Below are 19,376 nucleotides of genomic sequence, written 5' to 3'. Positions count from 1 at the left end.
CCCGCTGTCAAAACAGCGGGCCCGTGATTATAAATTCAGTCGTATTCTGGACTTATTCGGTATAACCGTCATCATCGAATTCGTTACAGTGTCCGGGACCGATCAGGCCATTATTATAATTGTCCAGCGTCGACTGCCAGGAACCGACCAAATTCTTGTTGGCTCGGCTAAGCGTTTCCCAGCTTGTCCAATCGTGGGTGGCCAGGAAAGCGTCGGCTGCGGCCATCGTGGCAGCCACATCATCATAATCGGCGCCATTGGCGATATTCAATTTGGCGCCCAGCAACTGAGCATACAGCTTGGTAATGCCGTTGTTGTTGGTTCCGTAAGTCTTCATCTCGAGAACCGCGACCGCCATGGCGGCATTGGTTACCTGAAGGCTCTTGGTACCGCCGGCGGTTCCGAGCCAGATCGGCAGGAATTGAGTGACCATATCATCCTGCGGGCCGAAGCCGGCATGGGTCTTCCAATATCCGATGGTCAGTGTGCAGCCTTCCTGAACCGGAACCCAGATTCCGGCATCCCAGGTAAGGTCGGTTTCGCCCGGTTCAAGATTGGTGCAGATGGTCTTTCCGGTGGTCACATCGGCGTCGCTGTCCATGGCATCATCCATACCCTGATCCTGTGGACTGAAGGAGTAGCCATTGGGCAGGATAAATTCAACATAGTAGTCGCCGGGAATCAGGTTATCGAAAAGATAATAGCCGTTGGCATCGGTCATCATGGTACCGATCAGAACATCCTGGCAATCATAAAGATTGACGGTGACCCCCGGGACGCCCGGTTCGCCATCATCCTGAATGCCATTCATATTCATGTCATGCCAGACAAAATCGCCGATTGCGGCCAATTCTTCAATTTCCGGCATTTCGAATTTCAGGAGAGCCTGTTTTTCGAGATCATTGGGACCGATCCAGCCGGTGTAGAGAAGCGAATCACGGCCATTATTGCGATCCGGAACGAGCTCATAAATGTAGCTGTCGCCCATGGCGACTATCTGCTCGCATGTCTCAACACCATCAAGAGTATAGCAAACCTCGATATAAGGATGGTTGCTTGGGGCGTCTTTGCTATAATAAATATGACGAGGGTAATTCAGGGTGCCCTGGTCAAGAAGAAGCCCGAAGTTGTCATAGGTGCCATTCATCCAGGCCTGGACAAGGGCGGTCACATCGACCATGGCCCAGCCCGGAATCGGGGCACTGAAGGTTCCTTCAACCGAGGCATCAAAGGCGCCGCCGAAATTGGCCCAGGTAACCGTCAACTCATTCCAATCGGATGTAATTCGATGGACATCGATGGGCTGGTTAATGGTTTCCTTCAGATAAATATTCAGGGTCGCTGATTCAAAAACAGCGCCTGAAGGAAGCATCAGTTTGGGAGCCGTCAACTGAGTCGAAAGCGGGACGTTTTCGACATTCAGCGGATTGGAATCATCCTGGCAGCCCCAACCGAAAAACGCGAGAACTGTCATGACGAGTGCAAGAGTGACTAATCTTTTCATTAAGATTTCCTCCTGAATGGTAGTTAAAAGTTAAATTGGCTAAAGAATACAATACATACGAACATGCTTTCTTAATAATTTGGATAATACTCCTCTGATTTTAAAATGTACATCACCTAATCAATACAAAAAGAATCAAATTTCGTGCTGACCTGACCAAATCCGCATAATTTTTTCCAGAAACTCATTATCGAGATAGGACGCAGGTAATCATGATCTGTCAGCATCTCTAATACTATACGGCACAATCGGTTTGCGACAAATCCCGCTTGCCGGTGTAATTGTAGGACCTGAATATAAATCGGCAGAAGAGTCAGTTGACTTTATTACAAAACCAAAAATAAAAGAATTTGTCATCCCTGTTTCATAAAAAGTGCATGGATTTGCAGATGACGCGCACTTTTTCTTATAATTAGCGGGCGATTTCGCAAATCGCAGTATTAAAGTCAGCATAATTTCCCCTGCAGGACCGGTCAAAAAATAAGGGCTCTTTATTTTTGTGTATTAATAAAGAGCCCCGTCTGCCTTCCCTGGCGTCTGAGGGATCGATAAGAGTCTAATCAAAGTTGTCCGCCAAGGCTGCCCTTGCGGCGGCATAGTCCAATGCTATGCTGTGGCTCCCGCGCCGTTATCGGCCTTATAGTGCGTGGAAGGTCGCCAATCATCCACATCCGGATGGCAGACTAGTATTTTTTCATGAAGATATTTTTCGAATTAGTCAATATTCTCGAACAAACCCCCCATATTATCATTGCCCCAAAAACCTATAATTGACCGCATAAGTTATACTGGACAAGATTGAAGTTGTTGGATGAAAAGTGCGACCGTTTTTTGGGGATTGTCAACTCATTGTCAATATTTGTGTTATGTCTCGGGGTGGTTGACCTTGACTATATCTGTCAGGTATATTATCATAGCTGAAACCCTTTATGGAATATGAATATGAATATCAAGTTTCTGGATTTAAATGCCCAATATTATCAGATAAAAGATGAGATCGACCGGGCCATTGCGGAGGTTATTGAATCTTCGAGCTTTATTCTCGGACCGGCAGTGGCACGCTTTGAAGAAAATTTTGCGAGATTCTGCGGTTGCAAATTTACCGTTGCCGTGAATTCGGGAACGACGGCGCTGTCATTGACCATGAAGGCGCTTGGAATCGGGTCGGGCGATGAGGTCATTACCGCGGCCAATACCTTTATTGCCACCGTGGCGGCCATCATCGAGACCGGGGCGACACCGGTACTGGTTGATATCGACCCGATAACCCGGAACATAAATCCGGACCTTGTCGAAGGAGTGATCTCGCCAAGAACCAAAGCAATTATTCCGGTGCATCTCTATGGCTCCATGGTGAACATGGCTCATATCATGACAATCGCCGAAAAACATAACTTGCTAGTTATTGAGGATGCCGCTCAGGCCCACGGCGCTGCATTTAACGGGAAACCGGCCGGATCATTCGGCCGGGCAGGGTGCTTTTCGTTTTATCCCGGCAAGAATCTTGGAGCCTATGGCGAGGGAGGCGCGATTGTGACATCGGACCAGGCCCTGGCCGAGAAGTTGCGCATGCTTCGCGACCACGGTTCGAAACGCAAGTACTATCATGACATAGTCGGCTGCAACGCCCGCATGGATGGCATTCAGGGCGCCGTCCTGGATGTCAAGCTGAAGCACCTGACGCAATGGAACAAGGCACGAAATAATGTGGCTGCTCAATATCGACGACTGCTGTCAGATATGCCGATAACACTGCCCGCCGAATACAAAAATAGTTATCAAGTCTATCATCAGTTCGTAATCGAAACCGACCGGCGCGATGATTTGCAGAGCTATCTCAAGGACAACGGCATTCCAACCCTGATTCATTACCCGGTTCCGGTGCACAAGCAAAAAGGTTATATCGAGGCCGGATTCAGTGGTGGCCCATTTCCGGTGACGGAAAAACTGGCGGATAGAATTATTTCGCTGCCCATATATCCTGAATTAAAGGCCGAAGAAATAAAATATATAGCAGATAAGATAAGAGATTTTGTCAGCAACTGAGAAAAAATTCGAAGTGCCGGTCAGGCTGGAAGCAATCGCTTTCCTTCTGCTGGTATCTTTCTCGCTGATATTGCGTTTAAACCAGTTGTCGGCCGATCCGCCTCTGGGGATTTCGGCCTCCCACGGCGTTTACACCGATCCGGCGCAGTATGTGTCTTTTGCCCGCAATCTGCTTCTATGGGGCTCGTTCAGCCCGCTGGATGATTTTCGGTTTATATTTTTTCTGAAATCGGCCATGACGCTTCTCTCACTGCTGATATTCAAAATCGGCGGTGTTGGATATGTTCAGGCAAATATCGTCGCCCTGATGTTTTCCTTCTCGACAATTGTTTTGCTCTATTTTACATTGAGAAAAATAGCCGGGTCACTGGCCGCAATTGCCTTCCTTATATTTATTACTTTTGATTACAATCAGATTTTTTATGGCCGCCTGCCGTTTCTTGAAAACAGCATGAATTTCTTTGGTATCCTGGCTTTTACAATTTTGATTTATGCCCAGCGGGCATATGCATTTGTACTGGCGGGGATGGCGCTGGCCGCGGGTATCTTCTTCGGCAAGCTGATCGGGATGATTTACCTTATCCCGTTTGTTTGTTATGCCGCTTATGATCTTTATTATGATCAACGTACCGCAATTATTAAAGGTATGTTGCGTTATATTTATTTCGCGGCGGGTTTTCTGGTGGTCCTGATTTTCTGGTATTTTTTCAGCTACCGCCCGGCAACGATGGCGGTGGCCGGTTATGTGCAGGAGCAGGCCATTGATCTCTATGGCTCGCCGGAAGCCTTGAAATATTATGATATATTCATTTACAGATACCTCTCATTCGGGGCGCTGAGCCGGTTATTTCCCAGAATGCCCGTCTCCGGCTTGCTGGCCTGGGGCATGATATTAATTCTTCTTTTTCGCCTCGGTTTCAGGGAGAGCTGGAAGAATAAGTTTTTTGGATTAACGCCCGGGGTTATTTTTTTGATTGCCCTGGTAGTTACGGCCTATGGCTCATTGATGATCTGGAATTATCGCCCGCTGAGGTACCAAATTATTCTAATTTATCCGATCTGCGCCCTGGCCGGGGTTTTTGTCAGTATCATCAATAGCCGCGTATCGACCGGCTTGAGCCGTCGGGGTTATATTGCATTTCCCCTGATTTTTTTCCTGTTTGTGGCGATACCGGTCTATCTGCTAATCGGCCCGATATATAACCTGTTCGATTCACCCTTTCATTATATCAATGCCCGCGGCGTCATAATCGCGGTCACATTTGCCGTCACTATTATTGTCACTCTACTGATGAGATTTGGTCCGATGTCGGTGCTGTCGCCGCCGCGCTGGTTTAAAAATTTTATTATTGTTGGCGCGGTTACTCTGACGGTTGTGCCGGGAGCCGTCAAGTATCTTGGCTGGTCCTCAACGGCCACGTACCATATCGTAAGAAATTCGAAGGATCTGGTCACGCTGGTTTCATCGGAGGCGGTCATATCGGGTCCTTATGCGCCCGTCATGACGCTGGAGAACCGGTTGATGAATTTCATTCATATGTTCGGAGTTTCAGTTGTTGATCCCGACTTTTTCAAAAATAATCCGGTGACCCATTTGCTTCTGGACAAGAGCAACCTCGAGATTGCCACCAAAGATTACCCTGAGTTGATGGAAAAGGCGGTTTCTATTTGCAAATATCGTATCGGGGGGCGTGATGTCAGCCTTTATCGAATCGCTGAATTCACCGGAAATCCGGCGGCGGCCAATTATAAATTGTCGCCCTATGAAGCGGCCATGGCGGCTTATGTGAATAAGGACATAAACAGCGGCAATAAGTTCATGGAAATCTATGACAGGCTGAATCCAGAAAATATGTCGGGTAATTTTGTTTTGGCTCAGTTGGCCGAGGAGAATGGACTTTATGCGGCAGCCGAGCGATATTTGAAAAAAGCGATCGAATTTTCGCCGACCGATTTTTACTTGCATTTTAGGCTGGGTGAATTTTATATTAAAATGTATAATCTGACAAGGGATTTGACCCTTAAGGTCAAAGCCGAACAGGAGTTTGGGACGGCATTGGTTTATAATCCCGAGTCGCGAAAGCTGATCCGCGATATTGATGAAAAATTAAAATAAAAGGGACCGGATAAACTTGAACAATTTGATCTCGGTTATTATTCCCGCCTTTAATGAGGAAGGAAACATCCCGGAATTATGCCGCCTTTTCAATGATATGGTGGAAAGGGCCGAGGAAAAGTATGAACTGGTTTTGATCGATGACGGCTCTACCGACGGGACTTTTGACAGGATTAAAGAAGCGGCCCGGCAATATGGTTTCATCAAATTCGCCAGGCACAATGTCAATCGCGGACTGACCGAAGGGTTGGGTACCGGGTTTTCGATTGCGACCGGCGATTATTATGTCTTTTATCCGGCCGACCTGCAGTACCTGCCGGAAAACATTCCGGCGCTGGTCAAACCCCTTTTTGAAGGGGCCGACATTGTTGCCGGATGGAAACAGGGTAAATATAAAAAGCGATTTGTATCATCCGTATATAATTATCTGTCGCGGCGCATTTTCGGTCTGAAAGTGCATGATCTCAATTCGGTCAAGGCTTTCAAGGCGGAAGTCGTCAAGGATATGTTCCTTCGAAAAGACTGGCACCGCTATCTGGTGGTGCTTGCCGCCGACATGGGCTATCATATCGCTGAAGTGAAAATTCCGTTGTATGAGCGCCAATGGGGCAAATCCAAGTTCTCGGGATTGATGCGGATTCCAATCGGGGTTCTGGATATGATTGCCGTCAAGGCGCAGTTGTCGCTTTTGAAAAAACCGTTATTGTTCTTCGGTCTGACCGGCTCGGTGTCTTTTGCACTGGGTCTCCTGGTCGGTTTGATCGCCCTCTACCTGCGATTTGTAACCGGCGCCGGTTTCCGCCCGATGCTTTACCTGGTGATTCTGCTTCTCGGTCTTGGTCTCGGATTTTTTATCCTGGGTTTTCTGGCGGAAGCAATGACCTCGATGAAAGAAGAGCTGGCCGCAATCCGCAAGAAGATAGACAGGATCGACGAAGGAAGAAAAACTAAGCAGCCTTAATCAATAAATATTTCCTGACAAAAACTTAGCCCGGAGAAGTACATTGGTCAAAAAGCAAGGCAAACCGGTCAGACCTCAGCCGGTCAGGACAGGCTTTAATCCAGAAAAATCGAAGTATTATTTCCCGATTTTTGCTGCGGTGATGCTGGTCGGTGTTATTATTCTCTTCAGGGAATTTATTTTTTCGAATAAAATGCTTTATGGATCGGATACAATCAATGCCGGAATTTTCTTTCGTCATTTTTATGTCGAGTACTTAAAGGCACATGGATCCGTTCCGGTCTGGAACCCGTATATTTTCGGCGGCCTGCCGTTTGTCGATGCATTTCACGGCGATATTTTTTATCCTTTCTCCGTGCTGAAATTCTTCGGCAATTTTTATCGCATGCTCGGGCTGAATCTGGTGATTCATATCTTCCTGGCGGGAATCTTCATGTATTTCGCCGCACGGCAGTTCAAGCTGTCGAAAATCGCTTCATCGGTCTCGGGTGCGGGATATATGTTTTCCGGTTTTCTTGTTTCGCTGGTGGCTCCCGGGCATGACGGCAAAATCTTCGTGACGACTTTATTTCCGCTGGTGATTCTTTTCCTGGACCGGGCCTTCGAGCGAAAACCGCTGCTGAATTTCACCTTGGTTGGTTTGGTCATCGGCATAATTATTTTAAGCCCGCATCCTCAGTTGTCATATTATGCTCTCTGGGTGGTGGCTTTTTACGGCGCCTTTAAGCTGGTCAATGTTTATTTGCAGACCAAATCCGTCGGAAAACTGGTCAAACCGGGGGCATTATTGGGTGCCGCGGTCGTTATCGGCCTGTTTATTTCGGCGGTGCAATTTTATCCCGGTTATGTTTACACCAAGAATTATTCGCCGCGCGCCGACACCAAGAGCGGTTATGACTGGGCCACCTCATGGTCAATGAATCAGGAAGAAGCCGTTTCGCTGGTCGTTCCGGAGTTTTCAGGAACGAATAGCGGTGAAGGGAACTATTACTGGGGCAAGAATGCATTCAAAGATAACTCGGAATATGCGGGGGTGATTTCACTCTTTCTGGCGGTTATTGCGGTCTTTTTCTATCGTCGAAAGGAGGCTATATTCTTCGGCGCCCTGGCACTCTTTGCCTTTATCTATGCTTTGGGCGGGACCACGCCGATCTTCAAGGTCTTTTTTTATTTGATTCCAAATGTAAAATCACTACGGGCACCTTCTACAATTATGTTTGTTTTCCTCTTTTCAGTATCGTTGCTGGCCGGCATGGCGATTCAATATCTGATGGATAAATTTTCTGAGGCCTCGGCCCAATTGCAAAAAAGGCTGAAAATATATCTGATCGCCTTTCCTGCGGCGTTATTGATCCTGGCATTATTGTTTTCGGCGGCCGGTGAATCGATGCTGTCGCTTTATAGTTCCATATTCTACTCGGGTATCAAGACCGAGATGATTCAGCAGAATTTGACCAAATGGTCGCTGGCCCTGATGAATTTGCCGAATATTCAAACCGGTTTCTGGGTTGTCTTTCTATTTGTTTCCATCGTCGCCGGCGCTTTGATGCTGTTTGTCTCGCGTAAGACAAGTGTGGCGATATTTCTGGTCATCCCGCTGGTCATTATGATTGACGGGATCAGGTTTGATTCCCGATTCATCAAGACTTTTGACTATCGCCAGCAGTTTACGCCTAATCAATTAACTGATTTTATAAGCAGGCTGCCGGGCGAATTTCGTGTTTTCAACCTCAAGGCGGTCGGGCAGGATTACCTTCCATATTTCGGGATAGAAGTGGTGACCGGTTATCATGGCAACCAGTTGCGATGGTATGATGATTTATTAGGCGGCCCGTCGATGAGCCATTTGAGCAATCCATATTTCCTGAATTTGGTCGGGGCGAAATATCTGCTTGCCCCGTCGGATACCAATATCCCGGCATATTATTTTGGCCCCGACAGCCTTAAAGTAAACAGAGATTTCGGCCGGGTAAAATTACTCCAAAATGATAACGCCTTCCCGCGTGCATTCCTGGTCGGTAATTATAAGGTTATCCCGGATCGAAAGGAGATCGACTCGCTGGTTGTAGAAGGCACGTCGAATCTGGAAAAACTGGTCTATCTTGAGGAAGAGCCTCCGCTTAAACCGGCGGGTGATTCGGTAATGGGGTCGGCCGAAGTTAATTCTTATGCAGTTGATTCGGTGCTTGTCGATATTAACATCGATCAGGATGCGCTGCTGGTCCTGACAGATAATTATTATTATGCCTGGGAGGCATTTGCCGACGGTCAAAAAGTCGATATTATGCGGGCCAACGGATCCTTCCGGGCGGTTCCGGTTAAGGCGGGAACGAAACAGGTCCTGTTCAAATATAACAGGGGAGTGAATAATCCGGCAAAAATGGTCACCTTGTTGACTCTTTTGCTGGTGGTAATTATATTGGCTGCTCATTTGGTGATGTATATAAAAGAGAAGAAACGATTGGCATCTGCGGTATGAACGAAGATAAAAAGGCGCTGATAATTTTTCCTACCTACAACGAAAAGGAAAATATCGAGCTGATAGTCGGGAAGGTCCTTGAAAAGGACCCCCGGGTTAATGTTTTAATCGTCGATGATAATTCACCCGACGGAACCGGGGATATTGCGGATCGTTTGTCCTCTCGAAACGGCCGGATCAATGTCCTGCATCGGACCAACAAGGAGGGTCTTGGCCGCGCCTATATCGCGGGCTTCAAGTGGGCGATTGAACATCGTTTTGATTATATATTTGAAATGGATGCCGATTTCTCGCATGATCCCAGGTATATCGTGGACTTTCTGAAAACTATTGAGGACCATGATCTTGTCTTGGGTTCGCGGTATATCTCCGGAGTAAATGTCATCAACTGGCCGATGAAGCGGCTGCTGCTTTCATATTATGCCAATGTCTATACGAGGATAGTGACCGGGTTGCCGGTCCGCGACGCCACCGGCGGATTCAAATGTTTCCGGCGCGAGGTGCTGGAGGCGCTCGACCTCGATGCAATACGATCAAACGGCTATATCTTCCAGATAGAAGTATCCCTGCGGGTCTGGAAAAAAGGCTTTCGCATAAAGGAAATTCCAATAATCTTTACCGATCGTGAACGGGGAACTTCCAAAATGTCCAAGGATATTGTCCGCGAAGCCATCTGGAAGGTGTGGTATCTGAGATTAATGACAATGTTCGGCAAAATTAAATAGGTGTCAGAAATCAATCCTCAAAAATCGGTATCTGCCATTGTCGTGACTTTCAATTCCGCCGAAAGAATTGAATCCTGTTTAAAGGCATTATCCGATGAAGTTGACTCGGTGGGCGGGGAGATCATTGTCTATGACAATGCCTCGCAGGATGCCACTATCCGAGCCATCGAGACAGGTTTTCCGCGCGTTGTCATTCACAAATCAGAGAAAAATATCGGATTTGGAGCCGCCAATAATCGAGCCGCCGCAAAATCCGGGAAAGAATATATTTTGTTCGCCAACCCGGACTTGATAATTGATAAAGGATCGATTTCGGCCCTGATCGAAGCGCTGGAGAAACTTCCCGATGCCGGTGCGGTGGCCGGTCGAATGCGTAATCCTGATAGGACATTTCAACCCACCTGCCGGAAATTGCCGACAACAAACAATATATTTTTTTCACGAGGTTCCATACTCGGGGGCAAAGCCGGAATGACGCAATACACGCTGGGCGATTTCGATTCGTCTGCCGCTGTTCCGGCGGCGGCCGCCACATGCCTGCTGATGAGCAAGAATTTTTTCCTTTCGCTGGGCGGATTCGATGAGCGATTTTTCATGTTTATGGAAGATACCGATCTCTGCGTGCGAATCGCGGCCGCGGGCAGAATAATTTATTTTGTCCCCGGAGCGGGAGGTGTTCATTACTGGGGCGGCGGCGCCACGGTGTCGGCTTTCAAGAGATTATGGCATCATCATATGTCGGTCTGGAAATATTTTTTAAAACATTATCCGAACGGCTTTTCATTATTATTGCTGCCGGCCGCTTTGCTGGTTAATCTGCTCCTGAAGACCGTGATGGTAAGGTCAAGGGATTGACTATATTATAAATTTAGGGGATGAATCTTGATTAAAGGTTGTTTGACAGTCTTTTTTTCCTCGACTCTGGCCGGAATTCTTTTTACCCTGGCGATAATAAGATTATGTCATAAATATTCCATCTATGATCATCCCGGCGGGCGCCATAAACGGCACAAGAAACCGACCCCGATTCTCGGCGGAAGCGTCATATTGCTGTCTTTCTGGCTGGGAATTCTGGCTTATCTGATTTTCAATGATGGCGCCTTTGGCGAAATCAGGGAATCGATTCCCCATATACTTGCAGGTTCTTTGATAATTTTCGGTGTCGGTCTTTGGGATGATTTCAGGCCGCTCTCGGCCTGGATAAAACTGGCGGCACAGGCGGCCGCCGGCCTTATTTTATACTATGGCGGATTGTCGGTCAACCTTCTGTCGCTTCCCATCCTGGGCGAGATTTCGGTTAATGGTTTGTCGGTCCTGATTACCGTTTTCTGGGTCATCGCTTTGTCGAATGCGGTCAATTTAATCGATGGACTCGACGGTCTGGCGGCCGGAGTCTCGATTATTGCCTTGATAACCATGACCATAATCGGTGTTTTATTTAAAATTGACGCCGTCGTGGTTATTTCACTGGCCCTGCTGGGTTCATTGCTGGCTTTTTGGATTTTTAATCGTTACCCGGCCAAAATATTTATGGGTGACAGCGGCTCGTTGTTGATTGGCTATATCTTTGCCGTAATTTCTCTTGTGGTTCCGATTAAGTCATATACAACTGCGGCTCTCTTTATGCCGCTTCTGGTTCTGGGGGTGCCGTTGACCGAGACGATTACTTCGTTTTTGCGCCGTCTGGCGGCGGGCAGGAATGTAATGAAAGCCGACCGCCGGCACATTTTTCATATTCTGGCCGTGGCCGGCCTCTCATACCGCCAGATTGTCAACCTTTTTTATCTTTCGGGGCTTTTTTTCGGCTTTTCTTCGATCATTATGCTTCTTTTCGGCCGGGGCGTGGTTTTGACTTTTTTACTCCTTTTTATAGTTGTTATTTTTATAATATATTTTATCTTAATTGCTCGTATGAAAAAGGAAAATACGGCCAGATAGGACGTTAATAAAGTATGGAAGACAGACAGATACTTGACTTCGAAAAGCCGATTATCGAATTGCAGAAGAAGATATCGGACATGAAGGACTTTGCCTCCGGCGCCAACCTGGAACTGTCGGGCGAAATTAAATCGCTGGAGAGCAAGCTGGATAAGATGCGCCGGGAAATATTCTCCGGCCTGAGTCGCTGGCAGAAAGTCCTTCTGGCTCGACATCCCCGGCGGCCGTACACGCTTGATTATATTAAGAATATGACGACCGACTTTATTGAGCTTCACGGCGATCGTTATTTTGCCGATGATAAGGCCATTATCGGCGGTTTTGCCAAACTGGACGGCAAACCGGTCCTGATTGTCGGTCAGCAGAAGGGGCGCGATACCAAACAAAAATTGTATCGGAACTTCGGTATGCCACATCCGGAAGGTTATCGCAAGGCCCTGAGATTGTTTAAATTGGCCGAGAAATTCAATAAGCCCATCGTAATCCTGGTGGATACACCGGGTGCCTTTCCGGGTATCGGAGCCGAAGAACGCGGCCAGGCCGAGGCTATCGCCAGAAATCTCCGCGAAATGTCGATTCTGAAGGTACCGATTGTAATTGTCATAATCGGTGAGGGCGCTTCCGGCGGGGCCCTTGGAATTGCCATCGGTGACCGTGTCTTCATGTTACAGTATTCCTGGTATTCGGTAATTTCTCCTGAAGGGTGTGCCGCAATTTTGTGGCGCGATAATGCCTATGCACCGCAGGCGGCCGAAGCCCTTAAATTGACCGCCGATGATTTAATGGATTTGAAAATAATTGACAAGATTATCGAGGAGCCGCCGGGAGGCGCTCACAATGATCCTGAACTTATGGCCCAAAACGTTAAGAAGGAAGTCCTGGCGGCCCTGGCCGAACTGGAGCAGTTGACGGAAGATGATTTGCTCGTACAGAGACTTCAGAAATTCCGGAAGCTGGGCGTATATCAGGAATAGGAGGTTGATTTATGGCTCTGTCAAAAGCCTTGCTTGAAATTATAGTCTGCCCGAAATGTAAAGGGGAACTGGAATACAGGTCAAATGAGAATAAATTGAATTGCAACAGCTGTCGATTGTCATTTCGGGTTGAAGATGAAATCCCCGTTTTATTGATTGATGAAGCTGAAGGATATTAAACAGGGGTGACAATATGAAATTATCCAAGTTTTGTTCCGAGGATCTGATTACCTTTAATCTTAAATCCGGAGACAAGGAAAGTGTTCTGGATGAACTGGTGGAACTTGCTTCCAAATCGAAATTGGTCAAGAGCTCCGAGGAGTTGCTTAAGGATGTCATGGATCGCGAGGAACTGGTCACTACTGGTGTCGGTTATGGCGTGGCCTTTCCACATGCCAAGACCAAGGCGACCAAAGGGATCGTCATTGCCTTCGGCCGGTCCGAAAAGGGAATCGATTTTGATGCGATGGATCATAAGCCGGTCAACCTGTTTTTCCTGATAGCCGCACCGGAAGATGCAATCGGCGCCCATTTGAATGTGATGGCCCGATTATCGTACATCATGAAATCGGAAGAAAATCGTCAAAAGATGATGACTGTCACATCACCGGGCGAACTACTTCAAATGATCGACACCGTCGAATAACCTCTATTCTGGCAGGGAGGCTGGAGTCATATGACATTGTTTTCGACGATTTTTCAAAAAAATCGTCGCTTTTTCAACTACGGGCTGGCGGCCGTGCTTTTTATCCTGATTGCTACTTCACCCCGGGTGGTCAGGCCTTTATTGGGCAATGTTTGCTCATCGACATTCTTCTATCCTTTTTCCGAGCTAAAAGATTACGCCACTGAGCTGCAGCATGTGGCCCGTGAAAACAGGTCATTGAACAAGCAACTGACGGAAACTTCCCTTCAACTTGACCTTCTTTCCGAAGCCAAACGTGAAAATCAAAGATTGCGGGAAGTCATTGGTTTTGAACCTCCCGAATCTTTTCGGCTTGTTTCGGTAAAAATCGTCACCTTATATCAAAATATTTATCCGGTGGCGGCAGTTATAAATAAGGGCAGTCTGGAATCAATACGAATCGATCAACCGGTCATTAACCGCTTTGGTCTGGTTGGGAAAATCAGGGAAGTAATGCCCGATTTTGCGACCGTGACGTTACTTACCGATCCCTCCAATGCGGTCTCCGGCCGGGTTGCGGAGACGCGCGAAATCGGGATCGTCCGATTTTCTTCCGATAAAGGGATGTATCTCGATAATCTGCCTGCGGACAGCGACATCAAGCCCAAGGATTTGATCATTTCATCCGGACTTGGCGGCGTTTATCCGGCCGGATTGTCGGTGGCCATTGTCGATTCGGCCATGGCCGAGCGAGGAGATATATTAAAAACCGTCTATCTCAAACCAACCGTCGACTTCTTTGAAATTGATGAATTATACGTGCTGATAGGCGGTGAAAAATGAGGATCATTCCCTATATTTTTTATCTCTTTCTTCTGGCCCTGCATTTGATCCTTATTAAGGACATCACGACTATCTATGGCGCCGCTATTGACCTGACCGCGTTAATGATTACTCTTGTTGCGCTTTATAAGAGCGAAACCGCAACTCTCTGGTTTGCCTTCTGTGCCGGAATCATCGCCGGCTCCATCAGGCTTGATCTCATGCCGTGGGAGATGCTGTCTCTGGTAATCCCGGCATTGGCCGTAAACCAGATCGGGACGAGAATCAATCTTGAATCGGTCACATCGAGGCTGACTTTAATGGCCGGATTTCTCCTGATTCATCAGAGTATTGTTATGCTTGTTATATCAAGTTCTGATTTCCCGACCCTTATATATAAAGCCATTCTGCCTGGAGCGATTTATACCCTGATAATCGGGGGAATAATATTTCAGACAATTGACGGCCGTATAACCTGGAAAAGGATTAAGACTCTTTTTTAGTATGCAGCAGTCAACAACCACAACCGACACCAGGGTGAAGATTTCGGTCACGCTGGTGATACTGGCCGTTCTGATGATAATCGGGACGTTATTTTATCACCAGGTAATCAGATATCGCTTCTTTGCAGCGCAATCCGAAAGCAACCGTATTCGTGTTCAGCCGGTGATTCCGAAACGTGGTTTGATCTATGACCGGAATATGGAAATATTGGCTGATAATCGGCTTTCCTTTACGGTATCGCTGGTTCCATTTGAAAGGCAGGACGGGCTTACCATACCCAAATTGTCACAGCTTCTGGGATTGGATACAAGCGAAGTCGAGAAAAGAGCCCGGGCCAATTTTGTCAGCCGGTATATGCCGACCCCAATTAAGAGGGGCATGGGCATTGACACCGTTTCGATTTTGGAGGAGAAGGGGCAATATTATCCCGGCATAACCTATAGTGCCGAATCGGTCAGGCGGTATCCTGACAGTATATCCGCGGAAACCTTTCTGGGGCATGTCGGTGAGGTTTCCACCGATGAAATAAAGTCAGAAAAAACGAAGGAATATCGCCTTGGGAGTCTGATCGGTAAGAGCGGCATTGAAAAAAAATATGACATGCTGTTACGGGGCCTGGAGGGAACAAGGTACATTGAAATTTCCGCCATGGGCCAGATAGTCGGTACCTATGAGGGAAAACAGGAAATCCCGGCCATCGCCGGCAGCGACCTGGTCCTTACTATTGACAGGGAATTGCAGCAGTTTATTGTCAGGAATTTCGACAGCGTTCAGTGCTGCGGGACCGTCATCGCGATGAATCCGAAGACGGGCGGCGTTCTGGCGATAGCTTCCTTTCCGCATTTTGATCCCAATATCTTTTCCGGCGTTGTCCCGCCCGATATATGGCAGGGAATCGCCACGGATGCCAATCATCCTTTGCTCAACCGGCCATTGGCCGGTCTGTATCCGCCCGGATCAACCTCCAAGCTGATTACGGCCGGAGCGGCTCTCGAAATGGGTTTGGTCGATGAAAACAGCCTTCTTAAACCTTGCTTTGGCGGGATGCAGTTCGGCAATCGTTTCTTCCGCTGCTGGGAGCCGGGCGGGCACGGTAAAGTTAATATGTATGGTGGCATCGAACGATCATGCGACGTTTATTTTTATCAGTTGGGTCAGATAATGGGTGTCAATGCCTGGGCCGACTATGCCCGAAAATGCGGTTTTGGCGAAAAGACCGGAATTGACCTGATCGGTGAAAAGGCGGGCATTGTGCCGACATCGGGTTATTATGATGATCTATTTGGAAAAAGAAAGTGGTCGCCATATCTGATTCTTAACCTGGCTATCGGACAGGGCGAATTTACCATAACGCCGCTGCAACTGGCGCAATTTTATTGCGGCCTGGCCAATCATGGTGTCGTTAATCAGCCGCACCTGCTGAAGCAGATTATCGCACCGACCGGTGAAATACATGATGTCGAACCGGTTCTTGCATATACGCTTCCTTTTTCACCGCGGACAATGGATATATTGCTCGAATCATTGAAGCTGGTTGTCGCCGGCGAACATGGCACCGCGCGCAGCCTGAGAAATAAATTTTATGCTGTGGGCGGAAAAACCGGAACAGCCCAAAACCCCCATGGTGACAATCACTCCTGGTTTGCCGCCTTTGCGCCCGCCGATGATGCTGATATAGTCGTGGTCGTTCTCGTGGAAAACGCCGGACATGGTTCCGAGGTGGCCGCGCCATTGGCAGGAAAAATAATGAAATATTATCTGTTGGAACGCCTGCCGGCAGCTATGGCGATGGGGGAGACCATAAAAAACTGAGATGAATATTGTCTATCGAAATCTTGACTGGAAGCTGATTGGCGCCGCCCTGATTCTATCGATAATCGGGATACTGCTGATATATTCCGCCCAATTTGATTCGGCGACCGGTTCATCGCAGGATTTTTATGTCAAGCAAATACTCTGGGTATGCATGGCTCTTTTTGCCTTTGCAGTCGTTATTCATATCCCCTTGCGCATGATAGATTTTCTGGCCTATCTGTTCTATGCCCTGGGATTGTCTCTGTTATTGCTGGTTTTCTTCATCGGACATTCCAAGTACGGGGCGGCTCGGTGGTTCTCTCTGGGACCGATAAATGTGACTCCGTCGGATATTGCCAAGCTGGCGCTATTGATTGCCCTGGCGCGTTTTTTGGCCTACACCAAACTGCGGCCGCAGTCAATCGGAAGATTACTGATTTCAACGGTGATAACCGTAATCCCGGTCGGAATGGTTATTGTCCAGCCCGATCTGGGAACATCAATGGTTTTTGTGGCCCTCTTATTCAGCCTTTGGTTTTGGTCGGGTCTGTCGCCATTTTATATTATTTTGATAATATCGCCGTTGATTTCGCTGCTGACCGCTTTTCACTGGTTGACCTGGGTGGTCTATCTGGTCATTTTGATAGGATTTATTTTGGCCTTCAGACCGGGTTTTCTGTCCGGATCTTTGGCGGTCACGGTCAATCTTTTCTTCGGGATCCTGGCCCCCATAGTCTGGAATCGACTGGCCGATTATCAGAAACTCAGGATTCTCACTTTTCTTGACCCGGGACGGGATCCCCGTGGCGCGGGGTACCAGATTATTCAGTCGAAAATTGCGGTCGGCTCGGGCGGATTGATCGGCAAGGGGTATCTCGAAGGCTCTCAGAGTCAGCTTAAGTTTCTTCCGGAACGTCATACCGATTTTATTTTTTCGGTTTTGGGCGAGGAATTTGGCTTTATCGGGACTCTGATTGTCATAGTACTGTTTGCCTACATTTTTTATCGGGGTATTATGATTGCGGCGCGATGCCGATCAAAATTTACATCGTACCTTGCCTGGGGAGCCATAACGATCCTGTTTTTTCAATTTTTTATCAATGTCGGGATGACGATCGGATTGATGCCGGTGACCGGCCTGCCCTTGCCGTTACTCAGTTATGGCGGCACCTCTCAGATTTTATCCTGGATATTAATAAGCCTTTTGGTCCTGGCGGACTATCACTGGACAGAATATTAGTTTCGATTCAGAGGATTTAATATGTATTTGAAGAAACTTCCTATTTTAATTTTTTTGTTCCTTGCGGCGGTCATTTTCACTCCACGGGCCGGCGCCACTGCGATTGCCGATTTCATGCCCCCAAAACAGCTGGCTCTAATTAAAAATATCAAATCGGTCAAAACTACCGGCAGTGTTGAACTGGGCGGCCTGAGCGGTGAAACAGAAGTCATTTTTGCCGTTCCGGATAAAATTTATAATATCACCGATTTGGGGATTTTGAAGCTGACCCAGGCCTATAACGGCAGGACCGCATGGATGGAGGACCAGAATGGCCAGACACTGGAGCTTACCGGTATGGAGAAGAAAAATATGATTACCGGGGCCTATATGGCCGGGATGTCATATTTGTTCGATGATCGGATGCCGGGCACGGTGACATTTCTAAAGGATACCGCTCTCAATGAAACCGGCTATAAATTATTTCTGGCATTCCCGAAGTATGGAGATTCTTTATGGCTGTTTATAAACGTAAATAACGGGCGGCTCGAGGTGGTTCGCGAAAAATTGGATGAAATCGATGTTGTTACTTACATGTCCGATTTTCGCGAAATTGATGGCATCGAGGTTCCTTTTGTTAACCGGACCGAGTCGAATATTCCCCAGTTGAATGCTGTCATAAGGACGACCTCGGTGGAATTTAATGTCCCGGTTCCGCAATCATTATTTCAAATGACGGCAGGGGGAGAAAAAGATTACCTGTTCCCGGATAATAAGGATTCGGTAATTATGCCCTTTGAACTTTTTGCGGGTCATATTTATATTGAAGCTTCGGTTAACGGCAGCCCTGTGAAAAAATTCATTCTGGATTCGGGCGCCGGGACAAATGTTCTCGATAGGGAATTATCGGATAAAATCGGACTGGTTCCGACCGGTGAACTGCCCGCCAAAGGTGTGGCGGGATATGGAACCGCGGCGGTTGCTGATATCGATTCGTTAAACGTCGGCGGAATCAAGCTATACAATCAAATATCCGCCATTGTGGATTTGTCGGATATCCGGGCTTCAACAGCGGAAAATTTCGGGGGAATCGTCGGTTTCGATCTCCTTCAGAGATTTCCATTCCGGCTTGATTTCAAGAAAAACAGCCTCATCTTCTACAACCCCGATACCTTCGTGCCGCCCGATTCTAATTTTGCGGTTGATTTTGAACTGCATTTAAAAGTCCCCTTGGTTCAGGCTCAATATGGCAATATTACAGGAAGATTCCTGGTCGATTTTGGCAATGCGCTGGGACTGATTCTTCACAAATCTTTTGTGGATAAGAATAAACTGGACAGCACTTTTTCCGAAATTAAAAAAATGGAAAGAGGTGTCGGCGGTGTGGGGGGGCAGTCTGAGGCTTATGCCGCGGTTGGAACCGTATTTAAGGTCGGGCCGGCTGAAATAATTAAACCGACCCTGATGGTTGCCGGAGGTTCCGGCGGATTAATGGATTCGAGAGAAGTTGACGGAAATATTGGGAATCTGATGTTGAGAGATTTTTCTGTTTTAATGTATTACAAAAATAAAAAAATGTATATTTTGCCCGTGTTATAAAAATAAATTGAACATCGCCGTTAGTGTGAATGTGAGAGGTTTTGAGATTTAAATCGGTAAAGTGTATCGG

The 19,376-nt window shown here is 47.4% G+C and carries 16 protein-coding genes; 15 read left to right on the top strand and 1 reads right to left on the bottom strand.

Features of this window, described 5'->3' with window-relative positions:
- Positions 1-52 precede the first annotated feature (52 nt).
- Complete coding sequence (locus CVT49_01105) at positions 53-1,504, bottom strand: hypothetical protein (GenBank protein ID PKK84781.1); 1,452 nt, start codon at positions 1,502-1,504, stop codon at positions 53-55.
- A gap of 942 nt (positions 1,505-2,446) precedes the next feature.
- Between CVT49_01105 and CVT49_01100 the strand changes: the two genes are divergently transcribed.
- Genes CVT49_01100 through CVT49_01030 form a run of 15 tightly spaced genes read left to right on the top strand, consistent with a single transcriptional unit; the run spans position 2,447 to position 19,306 of the window.
- Positions 2,447-3,550, top strand: coding sequence for a hypothetical protein (locus CVT49_01100; protein ID PKK84950.1), 1,104 nt, complete (start codon positions 2,447-2,449; stop codon positions 3,548-3,550).
- Entirely contained in the window at positions 3,537-5,666 is a 2,130-nt protein-coding gene (locus CVT49_01095; protein ID PKK84780.1) for a hypothetical protein, read from the top strand. Before CVT49_01100 ends, CVT49_01095 begins: the two co-directional genes overlap by 14 nt.
- Before the next feature lie 10 nt (positions 5,667-5,676).
- Positions 5,677-6,627, top strand: coding sequence for a hypothetical protein (locus tag CVT49_01090; GenBank protein ID PKK84779.1), 951 nt, complete (start codon positions 5,677-5,679; stop codon positions 6,625-6,627).
- Positions 6,628-6,670: 43 nt separating this feature from the next.
- Positions 6,671-9,106, top strand: a complete 2,436-nt coding sequence (locus tag CVT49_01085; protein PKK84778.1) for a hypothetical protein — start codon at positions 6,671-6,673, stop codon at positions 9,104-9,106.
- Entirely contained in the window at positions 9,103-9,831 is a 729-nt protein-coding gene (locus tag CVT49_01080) for a dolichyl-phosphate beta-D-mannosyltransferase (GenBank protein ID PKK84777.1), read from the top strand. Before CVT49_01085 ends, CVT49_01080 begins: the two co-directional genes overlap by 4 nt.
- A complete protein-coding gene (locus tag CVT49_01075) occupies positions 9,832-10,686 on the top strand; it encodes a hypothetical protein (GenBank protein PKK84776.1) in 855 nt (284 codons plus the stop codon).
- A gap of 24 nt (positions 10,687-10,710) precedes the next feature.
- Positions 10,711-11,769 (top strand): undecaprenyl-phosphate alpha-N-acetylglucosaminyl 1-phosphate transferase, encoded by a 1,059-nt coding sequence (locus tag CVT49_01070; protein PKK84775.1) that lies wholly within the window; start codon positions 10,711-10,713, stop codon positions 11,767-11,769.
- A gap of 14 nt (positions 11,770-11,783) precedes the next feature.
- Positions 11,784-12,743 carry an acetyl-CoA carboxylase carboxyl transferase subunit alpha gene (locus CVT49_01065; GenBank protein ID PKK84774.1) on the top strand — a complete coding sequence of 320 codons (960 nt, stop codon included), beginning with the start codon at positions 11,784-11,786 and terminating at the stop codon, positions 12,741-12,743.
- Between the two features lie 11 nt (positions 12,744-12,754).
- Positions 12,755-12,922 (top strand): hypothetical protein, encoded by a 168-nt coding sequence (locus CVT49_01060; protein ID PKK84773.1) that lies wholly within the window; start codon positions 12,755-12,757, stop codon positions 12,920-12,922.
- 14 nt (positions 12,923-12,936) lie between these two features.
- Positions 12,937-13,389: a PTS mannose transporter subunit IIAB gene (locus CVT49_01055; GenBank protein PKK84772.1), complete on the top strand. Its 453-nt coding sequence runs from the start codon at positions 12,937-12,939 to the stop codon at positions 13,387-13,389.
- A gap of 30 nt (positions 13,390-13,419) precedes the next feature.
- Positions 13,420-14,211 carry a rod shape-determining protein MreC gene (gene mreC, locus CVT49_01050; protein PKK84771.1) on the top strand — a complete coding sequence of 264 codons (792 nt, stop codon included), beginning with the start codon at positions 13,420-13,422 and terminating at the stop codon, positions 14,209-14,211.
- Positions 14,208-14,693, top strand: coding sequence for a hypothetical protein (locus CVT49_01045; protein ID PKK84770.1), 486 nt, complete (start codon positions 14,208-14,210; stop codon positions 14,691-14,693). Before mreC ends, CVT49_01045 begins: the two co-directional genes overlap by 4 nt.
- A 1-nt stretch (position 14,694) precedes the next feature.
- Complete coding sequence (gene mrdA / locus CVT49_01040; GenBank protein PKK84769.1) at positions 14,695-16,506, top strand: penicillin-binding protein 2; 1,812 nt, start codon at positions 14,695-14,697, stop codon at positions 16,504-16,506.
- Position 16,507: 1 nt separating this feature from the next.
- Positions 16,508-17,728, top strand: coding sequence for a rod shape-determining protein RodA (locus CVT49_01035; GenBank protein ID PKK84768.1), 1,221 nt, complete (start codon positions 16,508-16,510; stop codon positions 17,726-17,728).
- Between the two features lie 21 nt (positions 17,729-17,749).
- Positions 17,750-19,306: a hypothetical protein gene (locus CVT49_01030; GenBank protein ID PKK84767.1), complete on the top strand. Its 1,557-nt coding sequence runs from the start codon at positions 17,750-17,752 to the stop codon at positions 19,304-19,306.
- The last annotated feature ends 70 nt before the right edge of the window (positions 19,307-19,376 follow it).

The organism is candidate division Zixibacteria bacterium HGW-Zixibacteria-1, from assembly GCA_002838945.1.
Lineage (GTDB): Bacteria > Zixibacteria > MSB-5A5 > GN15 > PGXB01 > PGXB01.
Note: the sequence above shows the minus strand (reverse complement) of the source record. Positions and strands in the feature narration are given on the sequence as shown.

What these genes read in the sequence shown, in the direction of transcription:
- CVT49_01100 (PKK84950.1), top strand. Translation starts at nt 2,447, where the DNA reads ATGAATATCAAGTTTCTGGATTTAAATGCCCAATATTATCAGATAAAA.
- CVT49_01080 (PKK84777.1), top strand. Translation starts at nt 9,103, where the DNA reads ATGAACGAAGATAAAAAGGCGCTGATAATTTTTCCTACCTACAACGAA.
- CVT49_01055 (PKK84772.1), top strand. Translation starts at nt 12,937, where the DNA reads ATGAAATTATCCAAGTTTTGTTCCGAGGATCTGATTACCTTTAATCTT.
- mrdA (PKK84769.1), top strand. Translation starts at nt 14,695, where the DNA reads ATGCAGCAGTCAACAACCACAACCGACACCAGGGTGAAGATTTCGGTC.
- CVT49_01065 (PKK84774.1), top strand. Translation starts at nt 11,784, where the DNA reads ATGGAAGACAGACAGATACTTGACTTCGAAAAGCCGATTATCGAATTG.
- CVT49_01045 (PKK84770.1), top strand. Translation starts at nt 14,208, where the DNA reads ATGAGGATCATTCCCTATATTTTTTATCTCTTTCTTCTGGCCCTGCAT.
- CVT49_01035 (PKK84768.1), top strand. Translation starts at nt 16,508, where the DNA reads ATGAATATTGTCTATCGAAATCTTGACTGGAAGCTGATTGGCGCCGCC.
- CVT49_01105 (PKK84781.1), bottom strand. Translation starts at nt 1,504, where the DNA reads ATGAAAAGATTAGTCACTCTTGCACTCGTCATGACAGTTCTCGCGTTT.
- CVT49_01030 (PKK84767.1), top strand. Translation starts at nt 17,750, where the DNA reads ATGTATTTGAAGAAACTTCCTATTTTAATTTTTTTGTTCCTTGCGGCG.
- mreC (PKK84771.1), top strand. Translation starts at nt 13,420, where the DNA reads ATGACATTGTTTTCGACGATTTTTCAAAAAAATCGTCGCTTTTTCAAC.
- CVT49_01060 (PKK84773.1), top strand. Translation starts at nt 12,755, where the DNA reads ATGGCTCTGTCAAAAGCCTTGCTTGAAATTATAGTCTGCCCGAAATGT.